24 protein-coding genes are annotated in these 25,472 nt (G+C 47.4%); 14 read left to right on the top strand and 10 right to left on the bottom strand.

Annotation, left to right across the window (positions count from 1 at the left end):
• Positions 1-117 precede the first annotated feature (117 nt).
• Positions 118-699, top strand: a complete 582-nt coding sequence (locus QNM19_RS07685) for a DUF4136 domain-containing protein (protein ID WP_049865106.1) — start codon at positions 118-120, stop codon at positions 697-699.
• Between the two features lie 69 nt (positions 700-768).
• Here QNM19_RS07685 and QNM19_RS07690 read toward each other — a convergent pair whose 3' ends face one another.
• Both QNM19_RS07690 and QNM19_RS07695 read right to left on the bottom strand, forming a co-directional pair.
• On the bottom strand, positions 769-3,435 hold the full coding sequence (locus tag QNM19_RS07690; protein WP_049865105.1) for a TonB-dependent receptor plug domain-containing protein: 2,667 nt from the start codon (positions 3,433-3,435) through the stop codon (positions 769-771).
• Positions 3,436-3,661: 226 nt separating this feature from the next.
• A complete protein-coding gene (locus tag QNM19_RS07695) occupies positions 3,662-4,096 on the bottom strand; it encodes an exonuclease III (protein WP_284026554.1) in 435 nt (144 codons plus the stop codon).
• 318 nt (positions 4,097-4,414) lie between these two features.
• On the opposite strand from QNM19_RS07695, the gene xthA reads away from it, so the two are divergent.
• Genes xthA through rlmA form a run of 3 tightly spaced genes read left to right on the top strand, consistent with a single transcriptional unit; the run spans position 4,415 to position 6,680 of the window.
• Positions 4,415-5,224 carry an exodeoxyribonuclease III gene (gene xthA, locus QNM19_RS07700; RefSeq protein ID WP_049865103.1) on the top strand — a complete coding sequence of 270 codons (810 nt, stop codon included), beginning with the start codon at positions 4,415-4,417 and terminating at the stop codon, positions 5,222-5,224.
• A 5-nt stretch (positions 5,225-5,229) separates the two neighbouring features.
• On the top strand, positions 5,230-5,856 hold the full coding sequence (locus tag QNM19_RS07705; protein ID WP_284026555.1) for an energy-coupling factor ABC transporter permease: 627 nt from the start codon (positions 5,230-5,232) through the stop codon (positions 5,854-5,856).
• Positions 5,853-6,680 carry a 23S rRNA (guanine(745)-N(1))-methyltransferase gene (gene rlmA / locus QNM19_RS07710; RefSeq protein ID WP_049865102.1) on the top strand — a complete coding sequence of 276 codons (828 nt, stop codon included), beginning with the start codon at positions 5,853-5,855 and terminating at the stop codon, positions 6,678-6,680. The genes QNM19_RS07705 and rlmA overlap by 4 nt, the downstream gene beginning before the upstream one ends.
• 23 nt (positions 6,681-6,703) lie before the next feature.
• Here the strand turns inward: rlmA and yfbV are convergent, their stop codons facing one another.
• On the bottom strand, positions 6,704-7,147 hold the full coding sequence (gene yfbV / locus QNM19_RS07715) for a terminus macrodomain insulation protein YfbV (RefSeq protein WP_284026556.1): 444 nt from the start codon (positions 7,145-7,147) through the stop codon (positions 6,704-6,706).
• Positions 7,148-7,473: 326 nt separating this feature from the next.
• Between yfbV and QNM19_RS07720 the strand changes: the two genes are divergently transcribed.
• The 7 genes from QNM19_RS07720 (at position 7,474) to QNM19_RS07750 (ending at position 14,017) form a co-directional block, all read left to right on the top strand.
• A complete protein-coding gene (locus QNM19_RS07720; RefSeq protein ID WP_284026557.1) occupies positions 7,474-8,673 on the top strand; it encodes an acetate/propionate family kinase in 1,200 nt (399 codons plus the stop codon).
• A gap of 3 nt (positions 8,674-8,676) precedes the next feature.
• On the top strand, positions 8,677-10,824 hold the full coding sequence (gene pta / locus QNM19_RS07725; protein ID WP_049866566.1) for a phosphate acetyltransferase: 2,148 nt from the start codon (positions 8,677-8,679) through the stop codon (positions 10,822-10,824).
• Positions 10,825-10,970: 146 nt separating this feature from the next.
• Positions 10,971-11,351: an ACT domain-containing protein gene (locus QNM19_RS07730; protein ID WP_049866567.1), complete on the top strand. Its 381-nt coding sequence runs from the start codon at positions 10,971-10,973 to the stop codon at positions 11,349-11,351.
• Positions 11,351-11,857: a PTS glucose transporter subunit IIA gene (locus QNM19_RS07735; RefSeq protein ID WP_010381628.1), complete on the top strand. Its 507-nt coding sequence runs from the start codon at positions 11,351-11,353 to the stop codon at positions 11,855-11,857. Before QNM19_RS07730 ends, QNM19_RS07735 begins: the two co-directional genes overlap by 1 nt.
• The gene (locus QNM19_RS07740; protein ID WP_010381631.1) at positions 11,854-12,204 is read left to right on the top strand and encodes an ArsC family reductase; all 351 of its coding nucleotides are present in this window, start codon (positions 11,854-11,856) and stop codon (positions 12,202-12,204) included. The genes QNM19_RS07735 and QNM19_RS07740 overlap by 4 nt, the downstream gene beginning before the upstream one ends.
• Positions 12,201-13,340 (top strand): succinyl-diaminopimelate desuccinylase, encoded by a 1,140-nt coding sequence (gene dapE / locus QNM19_RS07745; RefSeq protein WP_284026558.1) that lies wholly within the window; start codon positions 12,201-12,203, stop codon positions 13,338-13,340. Before QNM19_RS07740 ends, dapE begins: the two co-directional genes overlap by 4 nt.
• Positions 13,337-14,017 carry a M15 family metallopeptidase gene (locus QNM19_RS07750; protein WP_284026559.1) on the top strand — a complete coding sequence of 227 codons (681 nt, stop codon included), beginning with the start codon at positions 13,337-13,339 and terminating at the stop codon, positions 14,015-14,017. The genes dapE and QNM19_RS07750 overlap by 4 nt, the downstream gene beginning before the upstream one ends.
• 19 nt (positions 14,018-14,036) lie before the next feature.
• Here the strand turns inward: QNM19_RS07750 and QNM19_RS07755 are convergent, their stop codons facing one another.
• Complete coding sequence (locus QNM19_RS07755) at positions 14,037-15,254, bottom strand: pyridoxal phosphate-dependent aminotransferase (protein WP_284026560.1); 1,218 nt, start codon at positions 15,252-15,254, stop codon at positions 14,037-14,039.
• A gap of 198 nt (positions 15,255-15,452) precedes the next feature.
• Complete coding sequence (locus QNM19_RS07760; RefSeq protein ID WP_284026561.1) at positions 15,453-15,797, bottom strand: Hpt domain-containing protein; 345 nt, start codon at positions 15,795-15,797, stop codon at positions 15,453-15,455.
• Between the two features lie 129 nt (positions 15,798-15,926).
• Here QNM19_RS07760 and QNM19_RS07765 point away from each other — a divergent pair, with 129 nt between their 5' ends.
• Positions 15,927-16,535, top strand: coding sequence for a tRNA-uridine aminocarboxypropyltransferase (locus tag QNM19_RS07765; RefSeq protein ID WP_284026562.1), 609 nt, complete (start codon positions 15,927-15,929; stop codon positions 16,533-16,535).
• The gene (locus tag QNM19_RS07770) at positions 16,525-17,328 is read left to right on the top strand and encodes a CLCA_X family protein (RefSeq protein ID WP_049865975.1); all 804 of its coding nucleotides are present in this window, start codon (positions 16,525-16,527) and stop codon (positions 17,326-17,328) included. Before QNM19_RS07765 ends, QNM19_RS07770 begins: the two co-directional genes overlap by 11 nt.
• Here the strand turns inward: QNM19_RS07770 and QNM19_RS07775 are convergent.
• From QNM19_RS07775 to QNM19_RS07785, 3 genes are all read right to left on the bottom strand, one after another.
• Complete coding sequence (locus tag QNM19_RS07775; RefSeq protein WP_284026563.1) at positions 17,279-19,789, bottom strand: putative bifunctional diguanylate cyclase/phosphodiesterase; 2,511 nt, start codon at positions 19,787-19,789, stop codon at positions 17,279-17,281. The genes QNM19_RS07770 and QNM19_RS07775 overlap by 50 nt on opposite strands.
• Before the next feature lie 293 nt (positions 19,790-20,082).
• Positions 20,083-20,670, bottom strand: a complete 588-nt coding sequence (gene dcd / locus QNM19_RS07780; protein WP_010381646.1) for a dCTP deaminase — start codon at positions 20,668-20,670, stop codon at positions 20,083-20,085.
• A 3-nt stretch (positions 20,671-20,673) separates the two neighbouring features.
• On the bottom strand, positions 20,674-21,756 hold the full coding sequence (locus QNM19_RS07785) for an Mrp/NBP35 family ATP-binding protein (RefSeq protein ID WP_284026690.1): 1,083 nt from the start codon (positions 21,754-21,756) through the stop codon (positions 20,674-20,676).
• Positions 21,757-21,997: 241 nt separating this feature from the next.
• Here QNM19_RS07785 and metG point away from each other — a divergent pair, with 241 nt between their 5' ends.
• Positions 21,998-24,034, top strand: a complete 2,037-nt coding sequence (gene metG, locus QNM19_RS07790; RefSeq protein ID WP_049865979.1) for a methionine--tRNA ligase — start codon at positions 21,998-22,000, stop codon at positions 24,032-24,034.
• 55 nt (positions 24,035-24,089) lie between these two features.
• Here the strand turns inward: metG and QNM19_RS07795 are convergent, their stop codons facing one another.
• Both QNM19_RS07795 and QNM19_RS07800 read right to left on the bottom strand, forming a co-directional pair.
• Entirely contained in the window at positions 24,090-24,644 is a 555-nt protein-coding gene (locus QNM19_RS07795; RefSeq protein WP_049865980.1) for an NADAR family protein, read from the bottom strand.
• 74 nt (positions 24,645-24,718) lie between these two features.
• Entirely contained in the window at positions 24,719-25,159 is a 441-nt protein-coding gene (locus QNM19_RS07800) for a GNAT family N-acetyltransferase (RefSeq protein ID WP_049865981.1), read from the bottom strand.
• Between the last annotated feature and the right edge of the window lie 313 nt (positions 25,160-25,472).

A 25,472-nucleotide genomic window follows, 5' to 3' on the forward strand; every position in this document is an offset into this window, starting at 1 on the left:
GAACACAATTAATATCAAAAGGGCACAATTGAGTGCCCTTTTTTGTGATGATCTTCGCGCTTTAACTGTCGTATACTTAGGTAAGCGTTAGATTTTTTTGTTTTTAAGGAGTAAACCATGCTGAACCAACTTAAAAAATACCTTGTCAGCACCAGGACCTTTGCCGTCGTGGCAAGTTTACTGATGCTCAGTGCCTGTGGCACCACCCCGGACTGGGACTACGACAAGTCTGTTGAATTTACAAACTATAAGACCTATGCCTGGTCTGCTGAAGCCAGCTTACAAGCACGCCCGCAAAATTATCAAATCAATGGGTTAATGGAAAAACGCATTCGTAACGCCATCACCGAACAAATGGCAAAGCAGGGATTTAAGTTAGTTGACGCCACTGTCGCTGATATTCTGATCAACTACCATGTGGCAGTTGACAAAAAGCTAGAAGTGGACACTTTTAAAGTCAGTTATGGGGCACGCTGGAGCTATTGGGGATGGGGTGTAGATCACCATACTACGGCACGGGAATATAAGGTTGGCACGCTTGTGGTAGACATTATTGACCGAACTTCCAACCAGCTGGTTTGGCGTGGTGCCAAAGAGAACCGGTTACGTGCCAAGCAAACCCCGGAGCAGCGTACCGAATCAATTAATAAGACGGTTACCGAAATTCTGGCAAACTTCCCGCCTGAAATACAGCACTAAGCTATCATTAAAAAGCCGATGATATCTTCACGATGTCATCGGCTTTTTACTATTCTGACTTCGGCTCAATTAAAACTGGTAGCCAAACTTCAAATAGACCTGACGGCCCAACGCACTGTGGGTTTTGTTATCAATACCCATTGATTCAGATGGCGCCAGCGGTGCCTCTTCGTTCAACAGGTTTGATGCCCCGATGGTTACAGTCAGTTTATCGTAGCCGATATAGCTGACACTGGTATCAACTGTCGTCCAGGAGTCAATTTCATATTTATCACCATTGCTGTCTGCCAGATCCAAATTCTTATCGACATAATTAAAACTCAGATTGGCAACAAAATCATCCATTGACCAGTCAACACCAGCTGTCCAGCGATATTTAGGGTGCTGATACTCACCATTGAGATCTTCAACGACCGTACTGGTATTGCCAGCGTCGTCACTTTCAAACGATTGCTCTTCAAAGTTCAGTGTATACGTCAAATTGTAATTGAATCGGAACTCACCCATGTCGGACGTATTCAGTAAGTATTCAATGTCCAGATCGAAACCATCCGTTTCACGACCACCAATATTCACAAAGGTATCATTGATTGTCAGGATCCGGCCTAAGGTGCTTCCCTGATTCGGTGCACGCACCACCAGGTTAGGATCGGAACCACAGCAATCAACCAATTTCTGTGCACCAATTTTCTTGATCAAGTCTTCCTGATCATAATTCCAGTAATCAACACCAATGCTGAAGGTATCCGTCGCCTGCCAAATCACGCCCAGATTAAAGTTTTCCGACTCCTCAGGTTGCAATTGCTTGTTACCTGCAACGATGGCCGTATATTCAGTCGGGGAACAATCGGCATCATCACCTGTTTGTTTACAACGCTCTTTATCAATTACACTGGGTGACTCATCAGTACGGCCAAGGTGTAACTGAACGAGTGAAGGTGCACGGAATGCGGTTCCCCAGGAGCCACGAACCACAACTGAGTCGATGGGTGTCCAGCGAAAAGCCACCTTAGGATCCGTGGTATTACCAAAATCACTGTAGTCTTCATGACGCAATGCAAGCTGAAGCTCTAAGTTTTCCAGTAACGGCGCACTGAATTCTGCGAACACTGCTGTATTGTCACGATCACCATTGGCCTGAGTGGCCTCCGTGCCGAATATTTCTCCGCGGATATACTGGCTATCCGGATTATCTTCAATTTTTTCATAGCGGTGCTCAAAGCCAAATGCCGCCGATACATAACCATCCCCAAATTCAAACAACTCGCCAGAAATGGTACCGTCTAATGACTGCATAGTGGATGAGCCGTAACGCGTTGTGGTAGTTTCAAAGAAATCCAACCCGGCTTGCGTATTCGTGCTGGGTTCAAACGGGTTCCAAAGTCCTGTATCAATCGCCTGCTGGGCGCGCACTTTATTCGGGAAACCGTCAAAACCTTTTTCGACAGCACTGGAACGAATGGCAGAATATGCAAACTCCCACTCCCAGTCCTGCCACTCACCTCGCATCCCCATCACTGCACGATAGTATTCTGAGTCGACGTCTTTCTTACGGTTACCGATGTCTACGGTACGACGCCGCATTGAAATGTCCACACCATGGAGATAGTGACCGGGCTGATCAGCTAAGGGGTGATTTGGGTTATCACCTGCCATATTCAGTTCCGTAAAGCTCGGGCTACCGGCGCCCTGAATGAAAGTTGAAGCGTGTTGTGCCGAAAATTCCGCAAAACCTTCAACACCATCCATAATTTCCTGCACACCATTATAGTTAAAAGTAACCCGTTCGGTTGAGGGTACCAGGCTCATATGTGGCGCATAATCGTAACGACAAATATTCCCTATAATCATCTCTGTCGGACAGACATCATTTCCCCACTCGTCAGCGAACAAGGTTTGACGAACCTGCGTACCATCATCCTCGGTACGCACTACTGGCAGCCGTTCCCACTGCTCATCTGTCAACATACTGCGTACTACTTCAATGCTGCCAGGGAAGCCAGACGAGCTCAGTGAGTTATTACCGCCCCGGAAAGTCTGATCAGCCGTTGCCGTATAATCTCTGTCTGAATAAAAAATATCGCCGCGCTTAAAGTAATCAAGCGTAAAGTTGTGATGACCTTTACTGGTTGAATTACCCCATAATAAAGTAAAGTTCTGCTCTTCACCGCCACCGTCTGACGTGTCAGATATTTTAGCTGCCACCTCAAAGCCATCGATGTCGTTGCGCAAGATAATGTTAATTACCCCCGCAACTGCATCTGAACCATAGGTTGCAGACGCCCCGTCTTTTAACACATCGACGCGCTTTACTGCTGAAACCGGTATAGTATTTAAATCAACAAACGACGTTTCAATGTCTTTCGCAAACGGGCTGACAGCAACCCGCCGTCCATTAATCAGTACCAAAGTGGATGATGCACCAAGCCCGCGAAGTGCAACGCTGGAACCACCATTTGCCGTGTCATCACTGGAGTTACCTTGAGTACTAAAGGTCCCCGTGCCTGCTACAGGTAATTTCTGTAAAGCGCCAATCAGGTCTGTTGAGCCTGTTGCGGCCAGATCAGCCGCAGAAATGCTTTGTACCGGCGAAGGCCCTTCCATATCAGAACGCTTGATATGCGAGCCAGTCACCTCTATGCGCTCAACTTCACCTTCTTCCGCCATCGCCGTTTGTAAGCCGCCTGTTAGTACTGCAGAAACAGCCAGTGCAGTGAGTGTAATCCCCTTTTTCATTCTTCCTCTTCTCCATAGTGTTAATTATATTTGTAATTGCAAATATTTTATAACACAGAGAAAACAACTTAAGAACACATAAATACAAAAGATCAAACTAAAACAAACAAAAGAGATTACAAATTAAGTAGGCATTGCGCTTTCGCGCTTTATTAATGAATTTTTCGCTAAGATCAAAAAGCCCGGCATACCAGGCCGGGCTTTTTATTGCATTGATAGCAAGTAGTTAGATAGCAGTATTATTGATATTTTTAATAAACTGCTTAACAGGTACATCGTTACACTTTAGGTTACGTGCCTGATGACGGAATTTATCCAGACTTGATAGTCCCTCTTTGGCAGCCTTAAGACATAATTCAGTCGCGATCGTGCCATTTTTAGCAACAAGCTTTACTTTTGCTTGCTCATTCGCCGACTCAGCTTTAGCTTGCTTGGCAAATGAACGGATATCTTCACCGTTACACTCAAGTGTTTTAGAAAAACGCGATACGAACACACCGTGCTTGGAACCATACGCACGTGCAGCACTCAGACCTTGCTCTGCCGCGATAGCACATACTTTAGATTCTGGTGATGCGTTGCCACTCACAACCTGTGCGCCAGCAGAAGCAGAAAAAGATGCAATCGAGATCAGTGTAACAAGAGAGAGAGACTTAAACATAATTTACCCCAAATGAACGAATTGGTGCGCATTATATATACAAGAACCACCTTGTAAATGGTAAAAACAAACTTTCCTGATCATTTAATAGCCTATTCACAACTCCCTAATCAGGCGCTTTAAAGCGGTTACAATTTTCGCGTTCATTAACAAATCTGCGCATCATAAATACCGTTTTATGGAACACATGATTCCCCACTTGCATACCATCTTCGGGTTCAAACGCAACAAGGGAAAATCTCGCTACCCTCTCCATTCACACAGACATAAATGATAGACTTAACACCACTCAATTCTGCACATTAAAGAACAACAACTATGAAAGTTATCTCATTTAATATAAATGGTCTGCGTGCCCGTCTGCATCAACTTCAGGCTCTGATCGACAAACATCAACCTGATGTTATCGGTTTGCAGGAAATCAAAGTCCATGATGAAGCCTTTCCAGTCGCTGACGTTGAAGCGATGGGCTACCACGTCTATTTTCACGGCCAAAAAGCCCACTATGGTGTTGCACTGCTCTCAAAAAAGCCGGCTAAACAGATCCAAAAGGGATTCTCAACAGACACAGAAGAATCCCAAAAACGCATGATAATCGGTACTTTTGAAAGTAACAGCGGTGAAGATGTCACGGTTATGAATGGTTACTTCCCGCAGGGTGACAATATTAACCACGAGACCAAATTTCCATACAAGCGTCAGTTTTATGCGGATTTGATGACCCACCTGGACAGCACTGCCGATAACAGTGAGCATTTAATTGTAATGGGTGACATTAATATTTCTCCTGTCGATCTGGATATCGGGATCGGCGAGCCTAACCGTAAGCGCTGGCTAAAAACAGGTAAGTGTTCATTCCAGCCTGTAGAACGCGAATGGCTGCAAACCTTGCTCGACTGGGGCCTGAAAGATACTTTCCGTGAGCTAACTCCGGATGCGAGCGAGAAGTACTCGTGGTTTGATTATCGCTCTAAAGGGTTTGACGACAATCGCGGACTGCGTATCGACGTTGTCCTTGCGACTGCCCCTTTGATGGCTAAATGTGTTGAGAGTGATATCGACTATGAACTGCGCGGTATCGAAAAGCCTTCAGATCATGCGCCAGTCTGGGCGACCTTTGACCTGTAATTGACATGTTAACAGCACTTATGGCGATGGGCTTGTTTGCCCTGAGCTTCAACAAACAGCAGTACCAGGCATTGCTACAAACACCGGCAAGACAAACCGGCGTATTGGCTTGTGCCCTGGTGCTGGCACTGCTATGGCAGATCCAGGCGGGTATCTTGCCACACCTGTCTATCCATATCTTGGGGATCACCGCAGCAACACTCACGCTCGGCTGGCATATGGGCCTGTTATGTGCCACGCTCGCGACTTTGCTCAGTTACTTCTTTGGTCCCATGCCCATCGAAAACTTATGGACATTCTGGCTGTTTACCGCACTACTTCCGGTTTATCTCAGCTACGGCCTGTTTTTACTCTGTTATCACTTTCTCAGTCGTCATTTTTTTGTCTATATCTTTGTCTGCGCATTTTTGTGTGGCGGCCTCGTTGCAGCCAGTAAAATAGCAATAAGTGCACTATATTACCTTAGCATTGGACTTTATGACTGGCCTGTACTGGTCGACAATTATATCTTTTATGCGATCATCATGTGGTTTCCAGAAGCCATGCTGAATGGCATGGCCATCACTTTACTGATCACTTACCGCCCTCACTGGGTCAAAACCTTTTACGATAGGGATTACTTAGATAAATGACGCTACATTATCGCTGCCCCATTTGCTCAGCACCTTTGACTGAACAAGATAAAACGCTTCGTTGTGAACACAATCATCAATTTGATGTAGCGAAAGAAGGGTATGTTAATCTCCTCCCGGTTCAGTTTAAGAAGTCCCGCCAGCCGGGTGATAATTTAGACATGGTTCAGGCACGGCGCAACTTTTTTGCCACCGCGCACTATCAATTTTTACAAACTCACCTGGCACACACCATAGCCACATTATCCAATGAGTCTGTTATCGACTTAGGGTGCGGTGAAGGCTTTTATACTCAGGCAATTGCCAACGCGCTGCCAGCAACCAGCCAGGTATTTGGTGTAGACATCTCAAAACCGGCGATCCGTTACGCGGCAAAACGCTACCCTCAAGTCCAGTTTAGTGTTGCCTCAATTAAAGATGCACCATTTGTCGAACACCAAGCAGATGTGTTGCTGAGTGTGTTTGCGCCTGTATTTGCTGATGAGATGGCGCGTTTACTCAAACCTGAGGGCCAGTTGCTGGTTGTCAGTCCAGGTCCTAAGCACTTGTACGAACTTAAAACACATATTTATGATGAAGTGAGATTACATGATGCACCAGACTGCCCACAGGGCTTTACTGAAGTGGCTCAGCAACAACTTGAGCAGACGCATAAGGTCGCCACAGACGTCATTAAGCATTTGATCAAAATGACGCCTTTTGCATGGAAGTTTAAAGAAAGCCACTACCAGGCATTAGAGCAAGCAAGCCATCACGAGGTCACCTTTTCGTTTCTGATCACGCGCTATCAAAGATCTGAGCAGTTTACTGAACAGCCTGTATAACCCATAAAAAAACCTCTGATATCTCAGAGGTTTTCTTTTGCAAATGCTTTGTCCATTTTCTCAAACATATCGTTCAGCAGCTTCGCCAGTTCACGATACTTGGGATCCCTTGCTGCATCGGCCTGATACCCATTGGCCACCATTTTGTGATGAAGCTCTTTATACCAACTATTCAAAGCCGGATTCAACCGTGTATCAGCCCGCTTACCAAGCCAAAGTAAACCCTGAACAGGCAAAGATAAGAAAAATAGCGCAATCGTAATGGCCTGAGGTAAATAAGCCATTCCCAAGTACGAAGTCTGAACAAAGACCGAAATAATCGCCAGCGCAGGCATTACCTGAAGGGCAAATTCAGTGGCTTTAATCACTCTGAATTCGGGAAATAACAGCGTCAATTCCTTGCGCATTGGCCATTCTTTGGCGTACTGACGTCCAAGTTGCACTTGTGAAATAAGACTTTTCTGCATCATAACTCCCGGGTGCGAGGGAAAACTCTCTGCGCATTATATTGATTTAAAACCGCAACGGGCAACTTACATTTAGTCAATTTCAGGAAACCAAGCAACACCATTAACCCGTTGCTTACCTGCCATCGACCAGCGCCTGCTTAACAATCAATAAAACTCGCAATAAAACACGATAAACCAATATCGATGGCCTAACGTTTCTCAAAAAAATCGGGTAAAATTAACTTTATACTCGTCAATTATACCTTAGTCTAATATTAAGCTAAATGCGCCTTTTCATTTAGCTTAATACGCAATAACAGTTATTGTCAAAACGGATAGTCATTATGTCATCTACCCATGTTCTGGTACTCAATTGTGGCAGCTCCAGCCTCAAGTTCGCAATCATAGACCCAAACACCGCTCAGGAACACCTTTCAGGGCTCGCTGAACGCCTCGGCGAAGACAGCCCACAAATTAAATATAAACATGATGGCGAAAAACACATCATCACGCTTAATGCTGGCGATGCGCATCAGATTGCCATCGACAAACTTGTCGAACTGGTCAAATCCCTCAACCTCGACAATAAACTGGTGGCTGTGGGTCACCGAGTCGTCCATGGTGGTGAGCACTTCACACAATCAGCACTGATAGATGACACCGTGCACCAGGCTATTGTTAAAACCGCAGATCTGGCGCCATTGCATAATCCGGCTAACCTGCTCGGCATTGACGCTGCTACCCAGGCATTTAGCCACTTACCACAAATTGCCGTCTTTGATACCGCGTTCCATCAGAGCATGGCCCCCAGTGCTTACCTATACGCTTTGCCTTATGACCTGTATAAAACCCATGGTATTCGTCGCTATGGTTTCCATGGTACCAGCCACTACTTTGTATCGACTCAGGCCATCAAAGCATTAGGGCTTGAGCAGAAAAGTTCTCGTATTATTACCGCGCACCTGGGTAACGGTTGCTCAGTGTGTGCGATAAAAGACGGTAAATCAGTCGATACCAGCATGGGACTCACGCCACTGGAGGGTCTGATCATGGGCACTCGCAGTGGCGACATCGATCCAGGGCTTTTCTCCTATCTGGTTAATCAGCTTAATTACAGCGTTGAACAAGTCGACACGTTACTGAATAAACAAAGCGGTCTGCTGGGGATCAGTGAACTGTCGAATGACTGCCGCACCATTGAAGAGGCGGCAGCGGACGGACACCCACAAGCAACGCTGGCATTGGAGATGTTCTGTTATCGCTTAGCTAAACAAATTGCCAGTTTTGCCGTGCCACTGGGTGGTGTAGATGCCGTGGTGTTCACTGGCGGTATTGGCGAGAATTCTGATGCGATCAGGGCAAACGTTGTCGAACAACTCGGGTTCTTAGGTATGACAATTGATGAGTCAGCGAACCTGGATGCTCGCTTCGGCAAGCAGGGCGAAATTACACGCACGGGTACTGGCCCCAAGGCATTAGTCATCCCTACTAATGAAGAGTGGGTGATTGCCCATGATGCAGCGCAACTGGCACAGGAGCAATAAGCCATGAGCCGTCGTATTATGTTAATCCCTATTTCCACCGGTGTTGGCTTAACGTCAGTGTCAGTTGGAATAGTCCGTGCGCTGGAGCAAAAAGCCGTTTCGGTTAACTTTTTTAAACCGATTGCACAACCTCGAAAAGAAGACACAGGCCCTGAAAAATCAACTTTAATCGTCCAACAAGGCTCTTCGATTTCTCCACCAAAACCGTTTGAGCTCAGCTACGCAGAGCAAATGATCGGTGACGGGAAAGGCGACGATTTGCTCGAAGAAATCGTTGAGCGTTTTGAAAGTGCCATCAATCCGGGTGAAGTGGCTATCATTGAAGGCATGGTCCCTACCCGTCGTCAGCCTTATGCAGGTCGAGTTAATCGGGAGATCGCGCAAACACTCGGTGCGGACATCGTATTTGTGCTCACCCCGGGCAATGACAGCAACGATCAACTAGAGGATCGTCTGGAGATTGCCGCAGGTAACTATGGTGGCGTCGACCATCCGCGGGTATTGGGTTGCATCTTTAACAAGGTAAACGCGCCACTGGACGAGGATGGTCGTGCGCGTGCGGATCTGGTTGATCAACATGAACCCGAGCAGCTAGAAAATGAAATTAATAGGCTCGCCTCATTACCAATCTTCCGTAAGCACCCGTTTATGCTACTGGGTGCTATTCCCTGGGACTTTGATCTTGTTGCACCACGTGTGGCTGACCTGAGTAATTACCTGGGCGCAGAAGTGATTAACGCCGGTGACATGGCACACCGACGGTTAAGACGAGTGACCTTTTGTGCCAGAACAGTTTCAAACATCCTGAACCATTTTACGCCAGGCGCGCTCTTGGTTACGCCAGGTGATCGCTCTGATATTCTCGTTGCTGGCTGTCTGAGTGCTATGAATGGCACTAAGCTTGGTGCTATTTTGCTCACTGGCGGATTCAAACCCGAAGCCAAAATCATGGAACTATGTGAGCAAGCTATGGCAACCGGCCTGCCAATTTTAGCGACCACAGCGGATACCTGGCGAACGTCTTTATTGCTGCATAACTTCAACATGGAAGTCCCGGCTGATGATGAACAGCGTATCGACAAAGTAAAGCAGCATAACGCCGATCACATTGATGCTGACTGGCTCGATTCGTTGGCTCAGGGCGTGGCCCGGACACGAAAGTTATCACCACCCGCTTTTCGCTTCTTGCTGACAGACTCTGCGCGCAAAGCGAACAAGACCATAGTACTGCCGGAAGGCAATGAACCTCGCACGATTAAGGCCGCAGCAATCTGTGGCGAGCGCGGTATTGCCAGAACGGTATTACTGGGAGAGCGCGAAGAGATAGAACGTATCGCTGCACAACAAGGTGTTGAACTCAACGACAATGTCACCATTCTCGACCCGCAAGAAGAAGTTGAGAAGTACATTGCACCTATGGTTGAACTGCGCAAAAACAAAGGCCTGACTGAAGTTGTCGCTGCCGAGCAACTACAAGACAATGTGGTACTGGGTACAATGATGCTGGCTGAGGACAAGGTCGACGGTCTGGTATCAGGCGCGGTCAACACCACTGCAAACACGATCCGCCCGCCACTTCAACTCATCAAAACTGCCCCAGATTCATCCCTGGTCAGCTCTGTATTCTTTATGCTACTGCCCGATCAGGTCCTGGTTTATGGTGACTGTGCCATTAACCCTGACCCAACCGCTGAGCAACTGGCTGATATCGCGATTCAATCTGCAGAGTCTGCCGCTGCATTTGGCATTGAGCCAAAAGTGGCCATGATCAGCTATAGCACGGGTACCTCTGGCCAGGGTGCTGACGTAGACAAGGTACGTGAAGCAACGCGCATTGCACAGGAAAAACGCCCGGACCTCGATATTGACGGACCGCTGCAATACGACGCAGCCATTATGGAAAATGTGGCACGTAAGAAAGCGCCGAACAGTAAAGTAGCAGGAAAGGCTACGGTGTTTGTATTCCCGGACCTCAATACTGGTAACACCACCTACAAAGCCGTTCAGCGGAGCGCCGATCTGATCAGTATTGGTCCGATGCTACAGGGTATGCGCAAGCCCGTGAACGACCTTAGCCGTGGTGCACTAGTTGATGATATCGTGTATACCATCGCACTGACCGCTATCCAGGCGGGACAAAACGACCTGTAACACCGCCGGGCAATCTGTGGTCTAATTCGGGAAGTATGCCCACTTCCCGAATTATAACCTGACGGGCTGTGCAGCCAACGGAAAAAGGTTTCTTTTGGCTATGCTTGACTATACTATTACAGAGTCGAAGATGTCGGGACTCGGATATGTCGAAGCAAACATTACAGGTATTGCCACACAATTTTACCATCCATAGTCTGGATAGTGATCAGGCTGTGCCCGCAGAAGTAATGTCAGCCGAGATTTTCTTCATCGCCAAAACCTCTGAAGAGCTCTCGATTGTCTGTCCCAGCGACCTGGTGTTTAACAGCTTCGCCACAGAGCCACATTGGCGCGCATTGGAAGTCATTGGCCCTTTGGGGTTTTCGCTCACAGGCATCATGGCCAACATATCTGGCGTACTGGCCAGTGCCAATGTCTCCATTTTTTCCATTTCCACCTACGACACTGACTATATTCTGGTTAAAGAAACCCAACTACCCGACGCTATTAAAGCGCTCAAAAAAGACGGATACCTGTTTGTCTGATGCACTTATCACAGCAAATTAATTACGCCCCCATTGCCCAAATTGCTAATCCGATCATGCATATTGCCAGCCCATTTACGGGTAAGGTTCACCCAGCGAGCCAGCATCCAGAGGCATTATTTTCTAGCGGCATGCTGGGCCCCGGCGTCTGTGTAAAATTGAATTCGGCGATGATGCTGGCACCTTGTCCCGCCAAGGTAGAAAAAATCAGTCAACACGGTTGTGAGTTTGTGCTCAGAACAAAATCGGGATTGCTCCTGCTATTGCACCTACTGATCCCGGCTGAGTACCGAAGAACTGAACACCTCATTCAGCACAGCTATGGTAAAAAACACGTCGCGATGGGCGATATCTTGTGCTACTTCGATGTACCGGGCGATGTCGATGTGCTGGGCACCCTGCTATTGCTCAATGCAGACAAACTGGGACCGTGTTATTATCCTTTAAATCAAGTCACTGCGGGTAAAGATCCGCTTATCACATTATCCAGAGCATGTAATTTATGACCACCATTATGTACGGTATCAGCAATTGCGATACGATTAAAAAAGCAAAGAAATTCCTTGAACAAAACGACATCAGCTACACCTTTCACGACTACCGCAAAGACGGGCTCGATGCGCAGATGCTGGCTGAATTTGTTGCGGCACTGGGTTGGGAAAACGTACTGAACAAACGTGGTACCACCTATCGTGCACTCAGCGATGAGGACAAACAAAACCTGAATGCTGACAGTGCACAAACACATATGTTAGCCGCCCCCGCCATGATTAAGCGCCCTATTCTACTGCATGCCGGCCAATATCACCTGGGCTTTAAAGCACCACAGTATCAGGAAATATTCTCACTATGAGTGAGGGACACAGCGAAGTAGTCGCACTGGCAAGGGCACTGATCCAGCGCCCTTCCGTCACGCCTGAGGATGCCGGATGCCAGGCAATGATCAATGCCCGTCTAAGTGCACTGGGATTTAATGTCGAAGAGCACTTCTTCGTTGATACGCTCAATACCTGGGCACGCAAAGGGAATGAGGGGCCGCACTTTTGTTTTGCAGGCCACACCGACGTAGTGCCCGTTGGCAACGAACGTGACTGGCAATACCCGCCTTTTTCGGGTGAAATACACGGCGGTATGCTGCATGGCCGCGGTGCTGCCGATATGAAAGGGTCCCTGGCTGCTATGGTGGTGGCGACTGAACGTTTTGTCACCCGCTTTCCAGATCACAAAGGGTCGATCAGCTTTTTAATTACCTCTGACGAGGAAGGCCCCTTTATCAATGGCACCACCAAAGTGGTAGATTTGCTGGAAGCAAGAAATGAAAAAATAGACATGTGTCTGGTTGGTGAGCCCTCATCCAGGGATCAGCTTGGCGATGTGGTGAAAAACGGACGTCGTGGTTCACTCACGGGGCACCTGACCATCAAGGGAGTACAAGGCCATGTTGCCTATCCTCACTTAGCCAAGAATCCAATCCATCTAAGTACACCCGCGCTGACTGAACTCAGCACCACCTGCTGGGATCAGGGCAATGCTTTTTTCCCGGCTACCAGTTTTCAGATCTCGAATATCCACGGTGGCACCGGCGCCGGTAATGTCATCCCGGGTAGCCTGGATGTGCAGTTTAATTTTCGTTTTAGTACCGAAGTAACTGCAGAGCAACTCAAGGCACGTGTAGCCGAAATACTCGACAAACATGACCTCGACTATGAGCTGAATTGGACACTCAACGGTCTGCCCTTTTTGACAGAGCCGGGTCCTTTACTGAGTGTTACCCTGGATGCCATCAAAACAGTCACCGGAATTGATTCAAACCCGGAAACCACTGGCGGAACATCAGATGGCCGCTTTATCGCGCAAACCGGTTGTAAGGTGATTGAACTGGGCCCGGTAAATGCCACCATCCATCAGGTCAATGAATGTGTGAGTACGGAATCTCTCGATCAACTTGCCGCAATTTACGAGCTAATTCTGGAAAAACTACTTACATGAACCAGCTCAACACACTCGCGTCACAAGCATCAGGCCTTTCCACCAGCCATCTGGTTGCGTTCAATGATGTGTATGTGCACAGTGCCGTACAACGTGACCTCAGCGCGCTTGGCAAAGCTGCCGAGCGCGCCGGGTTTACCTTCAGTATCGCATCGGCACATCGTGACTTTCACCGTCAGTGCTTGATCTGGAACAATAAGGTTAAAGGCGTGCGTCCGGTATTGAACAGTCAAAATAAACCGGTTGACCTGTCTTCGTTATCGCCACAAGCATGTGTCCACGCAATCATGCTCTACTCTGCGCTGCCAGGGGCAAGTCGGCATCACTTTGGCACCGACCTGGACGTTTACGCACGCAATTGCCTGCCGGATGGACAACAGCTTCAATTGGAGCCCTGGGAGTATGAGCAAGATGGGCCTTTTGGCGAATTTAATGCCTGGATGAGCGAACATCTGGCAGAATTTGGGTTCTTTCGGCCCTATCAGCGTTACCAGGGAGGCGTTGCGGCTGAACCCTGGCACATCAGCCACCGTCGTTGTGCGACAGAAATGATGGCGGCATTATCGTTGGAAACACTGACAACCGTTATTGATACTCATGACGTTGCAGCGAAAGAAACTATTTTGGCTATGTTGCCAACGCTGTATGACCAGTACATTGACAACATATGCGACTAAGTCAGCAATACAGAACCCGTTATTGCTGGCGATAGTGTTCGAAAAAGCGCTGCATTCGCTCCATAGCTGGCTCTAGCTCATCCATATGAGGCAAAAACACCAGACGGAAGTGGTCAGGCTGAGGCCAGTTAAACGCTCTGCCATGTACCAACAGAATTTTCTCTTCACGCAACAAATCAAGCATCATTCGCTCATCATTTTTCACATTGAAATGTTGCGTGTCAATTTTAGCGAACGCGTATAATGCCCCCATAGGTTTGACACAAGATACGCCCTGCATATCATTCAGCCCTTGCCATGCTATCTGACGTTGCTCATATAATCGTCCACCGGGTTGGATCAATGCATCTATCGACTGTACCCCGCCCAGTGCCTGCTGAATAGCAAATTGCGCCGGTACATTGGCACATAAACGCATAGATGCCAGCATGTTCAGGCCATCGATAAGGTCTTTCATAGCGGACACTTTGCCACTTAATACCATCCAGCCCATGCGTAAACCGGCTGCCCGGTACGTTTTGGCAAGGCCATTAAGGGTGATTACGGGTAGATCATCGCACAAGGAGGCAATTGACCAATGCTGGGCATCATCGTAAAGGATTTTTTCATAGATCTCATCACTGAGCAGCAACAGGTTATGCTCTCGGGCAATATCTATGAGCCCCTCCAGCAAAGCTTTACTATACACAGCCCCGGTTGGATTATTCGGATTGATCAATACCAGTGCACGTGTCTTGGGGGTAATCTTGGCGCGTATATCAGCCAAATCGGGAAACCAATCAGCAGCTTCGTCACATAAATAATGTACAGGCTTACCCCCTGACAACTTAACTGAAGCCGTCCATAACGGATAATCGGGCGCTGGGATCAGTACCTCATCGCCATCATTCAGTAATGCCTGAGTGATCATCTGGATAAGTTCACTCACCCCGTTACCAATAAATATATTATCTACGCTGATATTTGGCAGGTTTTTTTGCTGATAATGCTGGTAAACAGCGACTCTGGCAGAATAGAGCCCTTTAGAATCACAATAGCCCTGAGCATCCGACAGATTGCGAATGATGTCACGGTGCATATCTTCAGGCATATCAAAGCCAAAGGCTGCCGGATTGCCGATATTCAGCTTGAGAACCTTAGTTCCCTCATCTTCCATTTTCTTAGCCTGTGACAACACAGGACCACGAATGTCGTAGGACACCCCATTGAGTTTGCTGCTTTTAGTAATTTTTATCATTATTTCTCCCCATTCAGGCTCCTAGAATAGCGCCCCAATGACAGGAAGAAAAGAACATTTCTTGATGAAGATAAAAAGAGGGAGTGGATTGATTTTACTGAAAAGAATATCTATCTGTAGCGCGAAACGCTAACAGCTCATCGTGCCAATTGTGCAGTCGGGTCGAGCAACACTCGCACGCGAGCGAAGCTCATCATTCTAAGCATTGGCCATCAGCCATTGCTGCAATTTTACCGTAGAGCCAGCTACCTGTTGGGATAAGTTGCTTAACGATTCTTTGGCAGAATTGACATCTCCCTCCAGCAGAAACAGTTCAATCTCACGGGCACTGTCAGACAAGCTCATTGCGCCGAACTGTGCCGCATTCGATTTTAGGCTGTGCGCGTTGCGTGTCGCGGCCTCCAGATCTACAGGTAACGACTCACGAACTTCACGTTCCAGCCGTTCAAATTCACTGATACAGAATACCAAAGTGTCTGAAAATTGCTCACCTAACAGGGACTGCATCGTATCCAGGCAAGCTTCATCAATAATTACATTCATATTAGTCCTTTTCGTTATCTGGCTAACAAACCCAGTAAAAGCCTCACTATATTGTTAATGCTAGCTAAGAGGGCCCTAAACTGCAAACTATGATATGATCTGTGACAGAAAAAACAGTAAAATAATGCGATGAAACGAGCCCTTTGCGATCACTGCCACTTTCCGCTTCAGACATGCGTCTGCCCATTTTTGGGTAGTACCATTCACAATCGCTGTAAAATAGTGGTATTACAACACCCCAGTGAGGCCAAAATAGCCAAAAACACGGTCCGATTACTGTCACTGCAACTGAGTAATATCGAGGTCATTCAAGGAGAGTCGGAAGCAGACTTTAGCGAAACCCGTACACAACTACAATCGCAAGCCTGCGCACTACTTTACCCTTCTGACAACGCACTGACGCTTGATGACACAAGAAATCAGCAAGGCCAGCCACAGATAGAAACACTGGTGGTATTGGACGGAACCTGGAAAAAGGTGCATAAAATACTCATGCTTAACCCCTGGCTGATGAATCTCCCACATGTCTCGTTCACGAACTTGCCAGAAAACCAGTACCATATACGTAAAGCTGAGCAGGCATTCAGTCTGTCAACGCTGGAAGCGACTGCCCATTTTTTATACCTTTATGAGCAGATCCCGCCTGCCCCTTTCTATCAAGCGTTGGCTGGTATGATTGAACAGCAAACCAGGCATATGCCAGATCATGTAAAACTTAGGTATCTGAGTGACGAATAACCGCTCAACTAATCGATTAAAACGCCAGTTTTTCCGTGATGGTCCGGATTACCGATTTGGCGATCAAGCCAGTTTTGATGAAATCAAAGAAACTTTCGGTTTTAAAACCATTACCTTAGGCGCCTGGGTAAGTAAGGAAGAGCAACATATTGCAGCTAACCTGCTCTACGATGCGCTGGCTGATCTCACCCAGATCTTGTCACTGCCCCCTGTTACTATTGGCTTGCGAGGTACATTAAATCTGGCCTTCGGTAGTGGTGGGCAGGCCGGTGTGCAGGCACATTATGATAGCAACAAACGTACTCTGGCACTGGCTAAGAACGCAGGAGGTGGCGCACTCGCGCACGAATGGTGGCACGCTTTTGACCACTACATTGCCAAACACATGTTCCATGAGGTTCGCGCACACGACTTTGCATCCGCACTGTGGCTGGTGCAGCCGCCTATACTGTCACACCCGCTTAATCAGCAGCTCGATGTATTATTTCGTTTGTTATTTCTGAGCAGTAGCACAAACGAACCAAGCGATTATTTTAAACATGCCCTGTTGCTGGATAAAGCCCGTGGTGGCCAATATTATGCAAAGCCACAGGAACTGACCGCACGTGCATTTGAATGGGTCATTGCGAATCATCCTCAGATCCACAACGCCTTTTTGGTAGATGACGTGCTCGACTCTCCATTACAACACCAGGGCGGATTTCCCGATCCCGGTATCGCGGCAGCAACGCAGACAACCACAACTAACTATTTTCAGATGCTAGGTGCTGCGTTATATCGTCAAGCGCAATGAATTGCGTTAACCACATCTTATATTCTTCAAACGGAAGTGGTCTGGAAATATAAAACCCCTGGCCAATATCACAGCCAAACGCCTTCAACATTTGGTAACAATGCACGCTTTCAACACCTTCAGCAACCACCATAGAGCCCAGGTTGTGTGCCATATCACAGGTCGCCTTACAAATCGTCTGATTGGTTGCTGAGCTGGCGATATTCATGACAAAACTCTTATCTATCTTTATCTCATCAACCCCGAGCTGGCTGAGATATGCCAAAGAAGAATACCCTGTGCCAAAATCGTCAATGGCCATTTTAACGCCCAGGCGCTTAAAACCATCAATGATCTCATTCAGATCTACTTCATTAGCGAGGGTAACAGACTCTGTAATTTCCAACATAAGCTGGGATGGTGCCAAATTTAACTGACTGATCAAAGTTATCAATTGCACCGCCAGATCTTTTCGGCCAATGTCTTTGCCAGAGACATTGAGTGACATAACATGATGCGAGTAAATGCTACATAGCTCGGCTTGTAAAGATAATGCCTGCTCGACCACCCAATCGGTAATTTCAGGGATCATGCCAGAGGCTTCAGCAATGGGAATAAATTCATCCGGCGGAATAACACCCAACTCAGGATGATGCCAGCGCAATAACACCTCAGCGCCAAATACTTCCCCTTGCTGCAACTTTACCTGAGGCTGAAAATACAAGGTAAATTGATTCTGCGAAACTGCATATTTCAGCGATGATGCCACCTTGATCCGTCGTTCCAAATACAACGAATCGTTATGATCGAACAACTGCCATTTTTGCGTACCAAGCGGTCGTGCCGATATTGCCTGTAAAGCGCGCTGCATCAGCGCTTCAGTCGTTTGCGCATGAACAGGGTTACTGGCTACGCCAATTTCAAGCTGATCAACAAGCAACTCTCCTTTAAAGTTGATCCCTTCTTCAAAAATAGATGCCAGCAAACATGCGTACTGCTCAACCTGACTTAACTCTAACTTACCACGCAAGACAATAGCAAACAGGGTGTCATCCAGCCGATAGATCTGGGTTTTACTGGTCGGCTCAGCTGCAATCGTTACCCGACCATAGGTATCCAACTGTTCTTGTACTTTTTTCAATAACGATTTGAGCTGAATCGCAGCGTAATCCCAGCCCATATTCAGCCTGATCACACTCAGCACCTTAGGTCGAAACATCACCAATGTGTGATGCTGATGCGTGCTTTGCAAACCATCAAGGGCTTTTTGTAACATATGCCGGTTTGGCAGCCCGGTTTCTTTGTCATGGTTTGCATACTGGAGTAACAACAGCTTTTTCTGCCTTTCATGCCAGTAAACAAAATAAGCCAGCATTAGCACATGCCCCGTCAGTAAAGCATGATTGAGTAAATAGTAACGTGAACTGGCAAGCACGCCCAGCTGCCCCAGCATCAGGATCACCAATAACACCAACGCGGGCGCAAAAACAAGGGCAAGCAAACGCGCTTCGCGTTGATGTTGGGGAGGCTGTACGCACAGTATATAGGCCACATAAGCGGTCACCACCAAAGCAGCCATCACCTGAAACAACAGCTGGTAACTGGCATGTAACGGCGCACTAATACACACTACCAGTAACAGGGCCCACAGCAAACGCCACAGATAATACTTGTGCTGCTCATTGAGACGCTTTTGCGCTGCAAAATAATGGAAGAAACACAGCACGCAAGCCAAAGCAAGCAAGAAAAACTGGCTGCTATATGTCACCAACGCGCCACTGATCACTGTCGGGAACAACAACACATTTATGCCGCTCTCAGCGCCACTAATTAGCGCAATAAGCATGACGTATCCCGCTATAGCCAGTAACCCCGGCCTAAACTGAGAAACAGCCATCATGACAAGAAAAAAAGCGACAAAATAAATGCTGCCCGTCTCAACACCAAACAAGAATACCCTGTGGCTAAATAACTGCACAAAGTCGGATTCTGACACCATGGAAATGGATAATACCTGGGGATGCGTGCCCTGAGCCTGTATAAAGAGTTGTGCGCTAAGCTCACCCCGTGGCACTTTGATATGTGGCAGCACCGCCTGAGCAGGTGAAGCAAGCTCTTTAGCCGGTGCAATCAATGTGTACTGGATTAGCTTACCAGCGCGCTCAAGGTAGAACTTGAGAACCCCCTGCACTGGCTGAGTATATAATACTTGTTCACCTTGTGTATTGGCCGGGATATCGACCCGTACCCAAGTTGCGATGCCTCGCTGCAATTTAATATTCTGCTCTGACTCTGACATTTGCGCCGTCATTTGACGGATCTCCGCCAGAGACAATTGATTTGTCGCATCATTATAAGCTGAGAGCGACATCGGAGCCTGATCGCCTGCGAAAAAATCACTGCGCTGAGCATGGCTCTCAAAAATCAGGCCTGTCGTTACAATCAACAATACTGCTATCACGCGTATCACGCCTGACCACATCCCAACCTCCTTGAGCAAGTGGTATAAATAGCTCAGCCAATCAGCGAACCAGTTGCAGCAGAGGCTTGTTTCGCTGGTTTCGGATTAGTGCTAACAACGCAGTGCGAATATCAATTTTACACATTACGATGTAGCGGTAATGTTAAGTATGGAAGCTGAAGTTTGAATTGCCAGTATCAAGTTAAAAAATTCTCACTGTTGCTGGCGCAAGGAAGGAGGAATAAGGCTGTGGTATGTGACGGTTTTGATAGTCGCCACATACTCCCAGATAGATTTAATGTGTGCTCTGTGTATCAGCGATTATCATCACTGATCCGACTTGCAATTGCGCTGTTTTGCCCTTTGTATTTGGCATCTTTTCGCATATTGTAAGGGGCTTCAGCAGGACTGCTCAGGGTTTCAAAACTCAATGCACCAATCTTCATCTTGGGTCTCAGTGCCAGGGGCAGCTTGCCCGAATTATAGAACTCCAGCACGATATTGCCCGACCAACCTGGATCTATGCGGTGCGCTGTTACATGCACCATCAAGCCAAGCCGAGCCAGTGAAGATCGACCATCCAGCCAGCCAACTAAATCCGCAGGTAACGTCACTGATTCATAAGTCATGGCCAACGCCAGCTCACCAGGGTGCAGGAAAAATGCCTGACCATCTTCAAGCACAATTTCATCACTCATAATGGATTCCATTGCGGCATTGATCTGCTCTTTAGGTCCGCTCAGGTCAACGTAAGGCGCAGCATGGTCCTGGAACACCCGAAACTTGTTGCCCAGACGCAAGTCAACGGTAACGCCTGAGATCATCTCATCTGCCGGTGATGGCTCGATTTGAATGTGTTGTTTTTTTATAGCTTCTTTTATATCTCTGTCGGAGAGTCTCATTAGTTAGTCATCCGTTATTAGAATTTCGACCCCTTGAGTCGATTGTGATTGTAAATACAACATGCTGCTCATCAACTGCGCACAATATATGTAGTGGTCTTTTATCGCCAGCGACTGGGTTGTGATGTTAGCGCCCTGTTCCGAGTTTTCCCGGATCCCGGTATCAAGCGGAATTTCAGCAAGTAAAGGAACACCGTGACGTGCGGCCAGTTTAGCGCCCCCTTCACTACCAAAAATCGCATTTTTACCACCGCAATGCTGACACGAAAAATAACTCATATTTTCGATCAGACCAATAATAGGCAGGTTCACTTTATTGAACATTGCGACACCTTTTTGTGCATCGGCCAGAGCCAGATCCTGCGGCGTGGTGACCACAATAGCGCCGCTGGCAGGCACTTTTTGTGTCATGGTCAGCTGAATATCCCCTGTTCCAGGCGGCATATCGACTATCAAATAATCCAGCTCACCCCAGGCTGTTTCATTCAGCAATTGTGTTAATGCTTGCGAAGCCATCGGCCCCCGCCAAACCGTTGCGTCGTCCTCTGGTACCAAAAAGCCAATGGACATCGCCCGAATACCGTCTTTTTCAAACGGTTTTAAAGTCTTTTCATCGATTGCCTCAGGCTGTTGCCCGGCCAGCCCCAATAATGAGGGGATTGACGGACCATAAATATCCGCATCCAGAATACCGACGTGTGCCCCCTGGGACGCCAGTCCGGCAGCCAGATTAACGGCAGTAGTCGACTTACCCACTCCGCCTTTACCTGATGCCACCAAAACAATATGCTTGATTTGCTTAAACTGGGTACTGCCCGCGACCTCGCTGTGGCATGTAACCTGAATATCTGTATTGAGAGAATCACTCAGATGTGAGGACAAAACCGTACCCTGCCCTGACGCCGCAAAAGGCAGCTTCAGTGACACTTGCCAGGACCCATCCTGCGATTTTCCAGAGATGATCTCTGTGATCCACTGCGGATCAATTCCCATTGGAAATATTGCACTGCGGTAGTGTTGCAGGTGAGTTTTAATCTGTTCTTTTATTGGGTCCTTCCTGGTAAATAGTTTTTCAATACCAAACATACAAATAAAACGCCTTGAGATGATGAAATGGGCGCTGGAATTATGTAACATTCACCTCATTAAAACCAGTCAAATTCGCGTCTGCCGGGATTTTCCCAGCCGTTCTGGTCAGTCTTTTATCAATATTAGACGCGCTGACCGGTCCGAAGTTTTTGTTCTCTGCCTAGATAAGCACCGAGCGTGATGCCAGCCGCCAGATCTACAGAGCCAAACTGAGCCGCTTTATATTCGTGGAATAACTATGACAAAGAGAAAAATTCTCATAACAAGTGCATTACCATATGCCAATGGGCCGACCCACCTGGGTCACCTGTTGGAGTATATTCAAACTGATATCTGGGCGCGTTTCCAGAAACAACAAGGCCATGAAACCTATTATGTCTGTGCCGATGATGCACACGGCACCCCTATTATGCTTAATGCACAAAAGCAAGGCATTACACCTGAAGAGATGGTTCAGCAAGTCAGCATAGAAAGACAACGTGATTTCGCCGACTTCAACATTGAATTTGACAACTACCACAGCACGCATAGTGATGAAAACCGCGAGCTGAGTGAATTAATTTATACGCGTCTTAACGACAAAGGTCATATCAAAAAGCGTACTATTTCACAGTTGTTCGACCCAGAGAAAAGTATTTTCCTACCTGATCGCTTTGTCACGGGAACCTGCCCAAACTGTAAAGCAGAGGAGCAAAATGGCGATAGCTGTGATGCCTGCGGCGCAACCTACAGTCCAACCGAGTTGATTGAGCCTAAATCGGCGATGTCCGGTGCAACGCCCATTTTAAAAGACTCTGAGCACTTTTTCTTTGATTTGCCAGCATTTGAAGACATGCTGAAAACCTGGCTACGTTCCGGCAGCTTGCAGGCTGAAATGGCCAACAAACTGGACGAGTGGTTTGCAGATGGCCTGCAACAGTGGGATATTAGTCGTGATGCACCTTACTTTGGTTTTGAAATCCCAGGAGCCCTGGGCAAGTACTTCTACGTCTGGCTGGATGCGCCAATCGGCTACATGGCCAGCTTCAAAAACCTGTGTGATAAGCAAGGCCTGAACTTTGACGAGTTCTGGGCTGAAGGCTCAGATGCAGAGCTATATCATTTCATTGGTAAAGACATCATCTACTTCCACAGCCTGTTTTGGCCGGCGATGCTGGACGGGGCAAACTTCAGAAAGCCAAATAACGTCTTTGCTCATGGCTTTGTGACGGTAAATGGTGCGAAAATGTCTAAATCAAAAGGTACTTTCGTCAAAGCGCGTACCTACTTAGAACATCTGGACCCAGAGTACCTGCGTTATTACTATGCCGCGAAACTAAATAGTGGCGTGACCGATCTTGATTTAAACCTGGAAGATTTTGCGCAGCGCGTAAATTCAGATTTGGTTGGCAAAGTCGTGAACATCGCCAGTCGCTGTGCAGGCTTTATCACCAAGAAGTTTGACGGTAAGCTCAGCAGCACAGTCATGGATGAGGCTTTGCTAAACAGCTTTGTTGCAGCCAAAGACAGCATTGCCGGCCATTATGAGAACCGTGAGTACAGCCGTGCTGTTCGTGAGATCATGACCCTTGCCGACAAAGCGAACCAGTTCATCGACGCTGAAGCACCGTGGGTATTGGCCAAAAATGAAGATACTCTGGAGCGTGCGCACCAGGTGTGTTCACTGGGTCTGAACCTGTTCCGGGCTTTGCTGACTTACCTCAAGCCGATTCTGCCTGGTATGGCAAAAAATGTTGAAGCATTCCTGAATACGCAGCTGTCATGGGAAAGCCTGGGCACACCGCTGGTTGATCATGAGATCAACAAGTTTAAAGCCCTGATGCAACGTGTTGAACTGGATAAGGTGAATGCTATGGTTGATGCTTCTAAAGAAAGCCTGGAGAAAAAAGTCGGTGGTCAGAGCGCTCAGCCTGCAGCGGACAGTCCACTGGCCAAAGACCCAATCGCGGACGAAATCGAGTTCAATGATTTTGCCAAAGTTGATTTGCGCGTCGCTAAAATTGCCAACGCAGAGCACGTAGAAGGCGCAGACAAACTGCTGAAACTAACACTGGACTTAGGCGGCGAAACTCGCCAGGTGTTTGCAGGTATTAAGTCTGCCTATGCACCTGAAGATCTGATCGGCAAACTCACCGTCATGGTTGCCAACCTGAAGCCTCGTAAGATGCGCTTTGGCATGTCCGAAGGCATGGTACTGGCAGCAGGTCCCGGTGGCAAAGAGATCTATATTCTTAACCCGGACGAGGGATCACAACCGGGCATGCGCGTGATGTGATCAGCGCTGCTATTAAGCTAAATTGAAAAAACGGGCCATCAGGCCCGTTTTGTTTTTAAGTGTCCTGCAACAACTCGTCGCGCACTGCCATCAGAGCATAGCCCAGCAGATTTAGTCCATTCCACTTCTGAGGCACACTTGCAAATTCGTGGTCTTCTGCCAGGCCAATCCCCCAAATTTTATCAACCGGACTGGCCTCGACCAGAATCCTCTTGCCGGTTGAAAACAAGAATTCCTTCAATTCAGGGTTTTGAGCAAACTTCAGCATGTTTGCACTGACAACAATATCAAATCGCTTAGCATTCCAGGTGGCTTCATCAAAACCGGTGACAGCTCTGCCCAGCTTTTTAGCCTCGCCAGGATGACCACATTCTAAAATACGCAGCGCCACATCGTGATTATCAAATAGCATCGCCTTGTGGTACATCATGTAATGCTCTGCGGTTTTAAACATCAACCCGTGCTGCTCAAAGTGAGCCGGATACCATTGACTGAAACAAGACTTGGAAATACCTGATTTGGCCTTTTGATGACCCCAGAAAAAAACAAACTTCGGCTTTTTTGATTTCGCAATATACTCGATTAATTGCGCGTTACTATTGATTGTCACAAAGACTTCCTAGGTATAATGTGTGTCACTCATGCACAGAGGCTGTTCACCGCCTCTGGGCACCTGATTACTCACTAAGTTAATGTATGTGCCATAATGAATTTCTGTCCGTCCGTATCAACGACACTAAATCCATGAGATTCATATAACTTCACCAAATGAGCTTCACAGCGAAGATACAGCGCAGGCAACTTGAGCTTGATTGCCTTGGCAATCGCAAACTCGACCAAAGCCGTTGAGATACCTTTGCCACGATGTTCAGTCGGCACATACACGCCGTCTAGCCAATGCCGATAGCCTGAATAATTAGAATCGATTTGCTGTTTGATTTCGCCCGCACCAACTAACTCATTATCAATATAGGCGGCGAACCCTGTGCGTGAATCAGATGACGATATTTTATCAATCACGCCTTGTACTGTGGCATGAGGGTCTTTACTGTCCCAATGCTGGTAATACCAATTGGCGATGAGCTCAATGTCTGAATGGTCGCTCGATAAGTCTGAGACTTTCATTTGGACTGTCCTGAGTAATTGTTATTGTTTTTAATTCCGTTATAGTTTCAAAGCTTCATTTCCCGTTAAAGAGAGAGCTTGATACAGAGGTTTGGAATTGCCTGAGGCCCTGCAAAGCACTGCCCTAGCAATGACATTGGAAGCATTGTATAACAATTTGGTCCACCATGCTTTTTACATTTCACTTTGCGCAAAGGCCGCGCTAAAGCACGACTTTGCACGATAAAGCGTTCGGCGAGCTGCGAAGCGTTGCTTCGGTCTCAAAAAAGTACGAGTGGACACATATCCCTATGGAGGGCTCCCGGGTCAGGTA

It is taken from the genome of Pseudoalteromonas ardens (assembly GCF_030125445.1).
In the GTDB taxonomy this organism is placed as follows: domain Bacteria; phylum Pseudomonadota; class Gammaproteobacteria; order Enterobacterales; family Alteromonadaceae; genus Pseudoalteromonas; species Pseudoalteromonas ardens.

Bases quoted from the DNA above. Each gene is read 5' to 3' on its own strand.
- QNM19_RS07685 (WP_049865106.1), top strand. From the start codon at position 118: ATGCTGAACCAACTTAAAAAATACCTTGTCAGCACCAGGACCTTTGCC.
- QNM19_RS07690 (WP_049865105.1), bottom strand. From the start codon at position 3,435: ATGAAAAAGGGGATTACACTCACTGCACTGGCTGTTTCTGCAGTACTA.
- QNM19_RS07695 (WP_284026554.1), bottom strand. From the start codon at position 4,096: ATGTTTAAGTCTCTCTCTCTTGTTACACTGATCTCGATTGCATCTTTT.
- xthA (WP_049865103.1), top strand. From the start codon at position 4,415: ATGAAAGTTATCTCATTTAATATAAATGGTCTGCGTGCCCGTCTGCAT.
- QNM19_RS07705 (WP_284026555.1), top strand. From the start codon at position 5,230: ATGTTAACAGCACTTATGGCGATGGGCTTGTTTGCCCTGAGCTTCAAC.
- rlmA (WP_049865102.1), top strand. From the start codon at position 5,853: ATGACGCTACATTATCGCTGCCCCATTTGCTCAGCACCTTTGACTGAA.
- yfbV (WP_284026556.1), bottom strand. From the start codon at position 7,147: ATGCAGAAAAGTCTTATTTCACAAGTGCAACTTGGACGTCAGTACGCC.
- QNM19_RS07720 (WP_284026557.1), top strand. From the start codon at position 7,474: ATGTCATCTACCCATGTTCTGGTACTCAATTGTGGCAGCTCCAGCCTC.
- pta (WP_049866566.1), top strand. From the start codon at position 8,677: ATGAGCCGTCGTATTATGTTAATCCCTATTTCCACCGGTGTTGGCTTA.
- QNM19_RS07730 (WP_049866567.1), top strand. From the start codon at position 10,971: ATGTCGAAGCAAACATTACAGGTATTGCCACACAATTTTACCATCCAT.
- QNM19_RS07735 (WP_010381628.1), top strand. From the start codon at position 11,351: ATGCACTTATCACAGCAAATTAATTACGCCCCCATTGCCCAAATTGCT.
- QNM19_RS07740 (WP_010381631.1), top strand. From the start codon at position 11,854: ATGACCACCATTATGTACGGTATCAGCAATTGCGATACGATTAAAAAA.
- dapE (WP_284026558.1), top strand. From the start codon at position 12,201: ATGAGTGAGGGACACAGCGAAGTAGTCGCACTGGCAAGGGCACTGATC.
- QNM19_RS07750 (WP_284026559.1), top strand. From the start codon at position 13,337: ATGAACCAGCTCAACACACTCGCGTCACAAGCATCAGGCCTTTCCACC.
- QNM19_RS07755 (WP_284026560.1), bottom strand. From the start codon at position 15,254: ATGATAAAAATTACTAAAAGCAGCAAACTCAATGGGGTGTCCTACGAC.
- QNM19_RS07760 (WP_284026561.1), bottom strand. From the start codon at position 15,797: ATGAATGTAATTATTGATGAAGCTTGCCTGGATACGATGCAGTCCCTG.
- QNM19_RS07765 (WP_284026562.1), top strand. From the start codon at position 15,927: ATGAAACGAGCCCTTTGCGATCACTGCCACTTTCCGCTTCAGACATGC.
- QNM19_RS07775 (WP_284026563.1), bottom strand. From the start codon at position 19,789: ATGTGGTCAGGCGTGATACGCGTGATAGCAGTATTGTTGATTGTAACG.
- dcd (WP_010381646.1), bottom strand. From the start codon at position 20,670: ATGAGACTCTCCGACAGAGATATAAAAGAAGCTATAAAAAAACAACAC.
- QNM19_RS07785 (WP_284026690.1), bottom strand. From the start codon at position 21,756: ATGTTTGGTATTGAAAAACTATTTACCAGGAAGGACCCAATAAAAGAA.
- metG (WP_049865979.1), top strand. From the start codon at position 21,998: ATGACAAAGAGAAAAATTCTCATAACAAGTGCATTACCATATGCCAAT.
- QNM19_RS07800 (WP_049865981.1), bottom strand. From the start codon at position 25,159: ATGAAAGTCTCAGACTTATCGAGCGACCATTCAGACATTGAGCTCATC.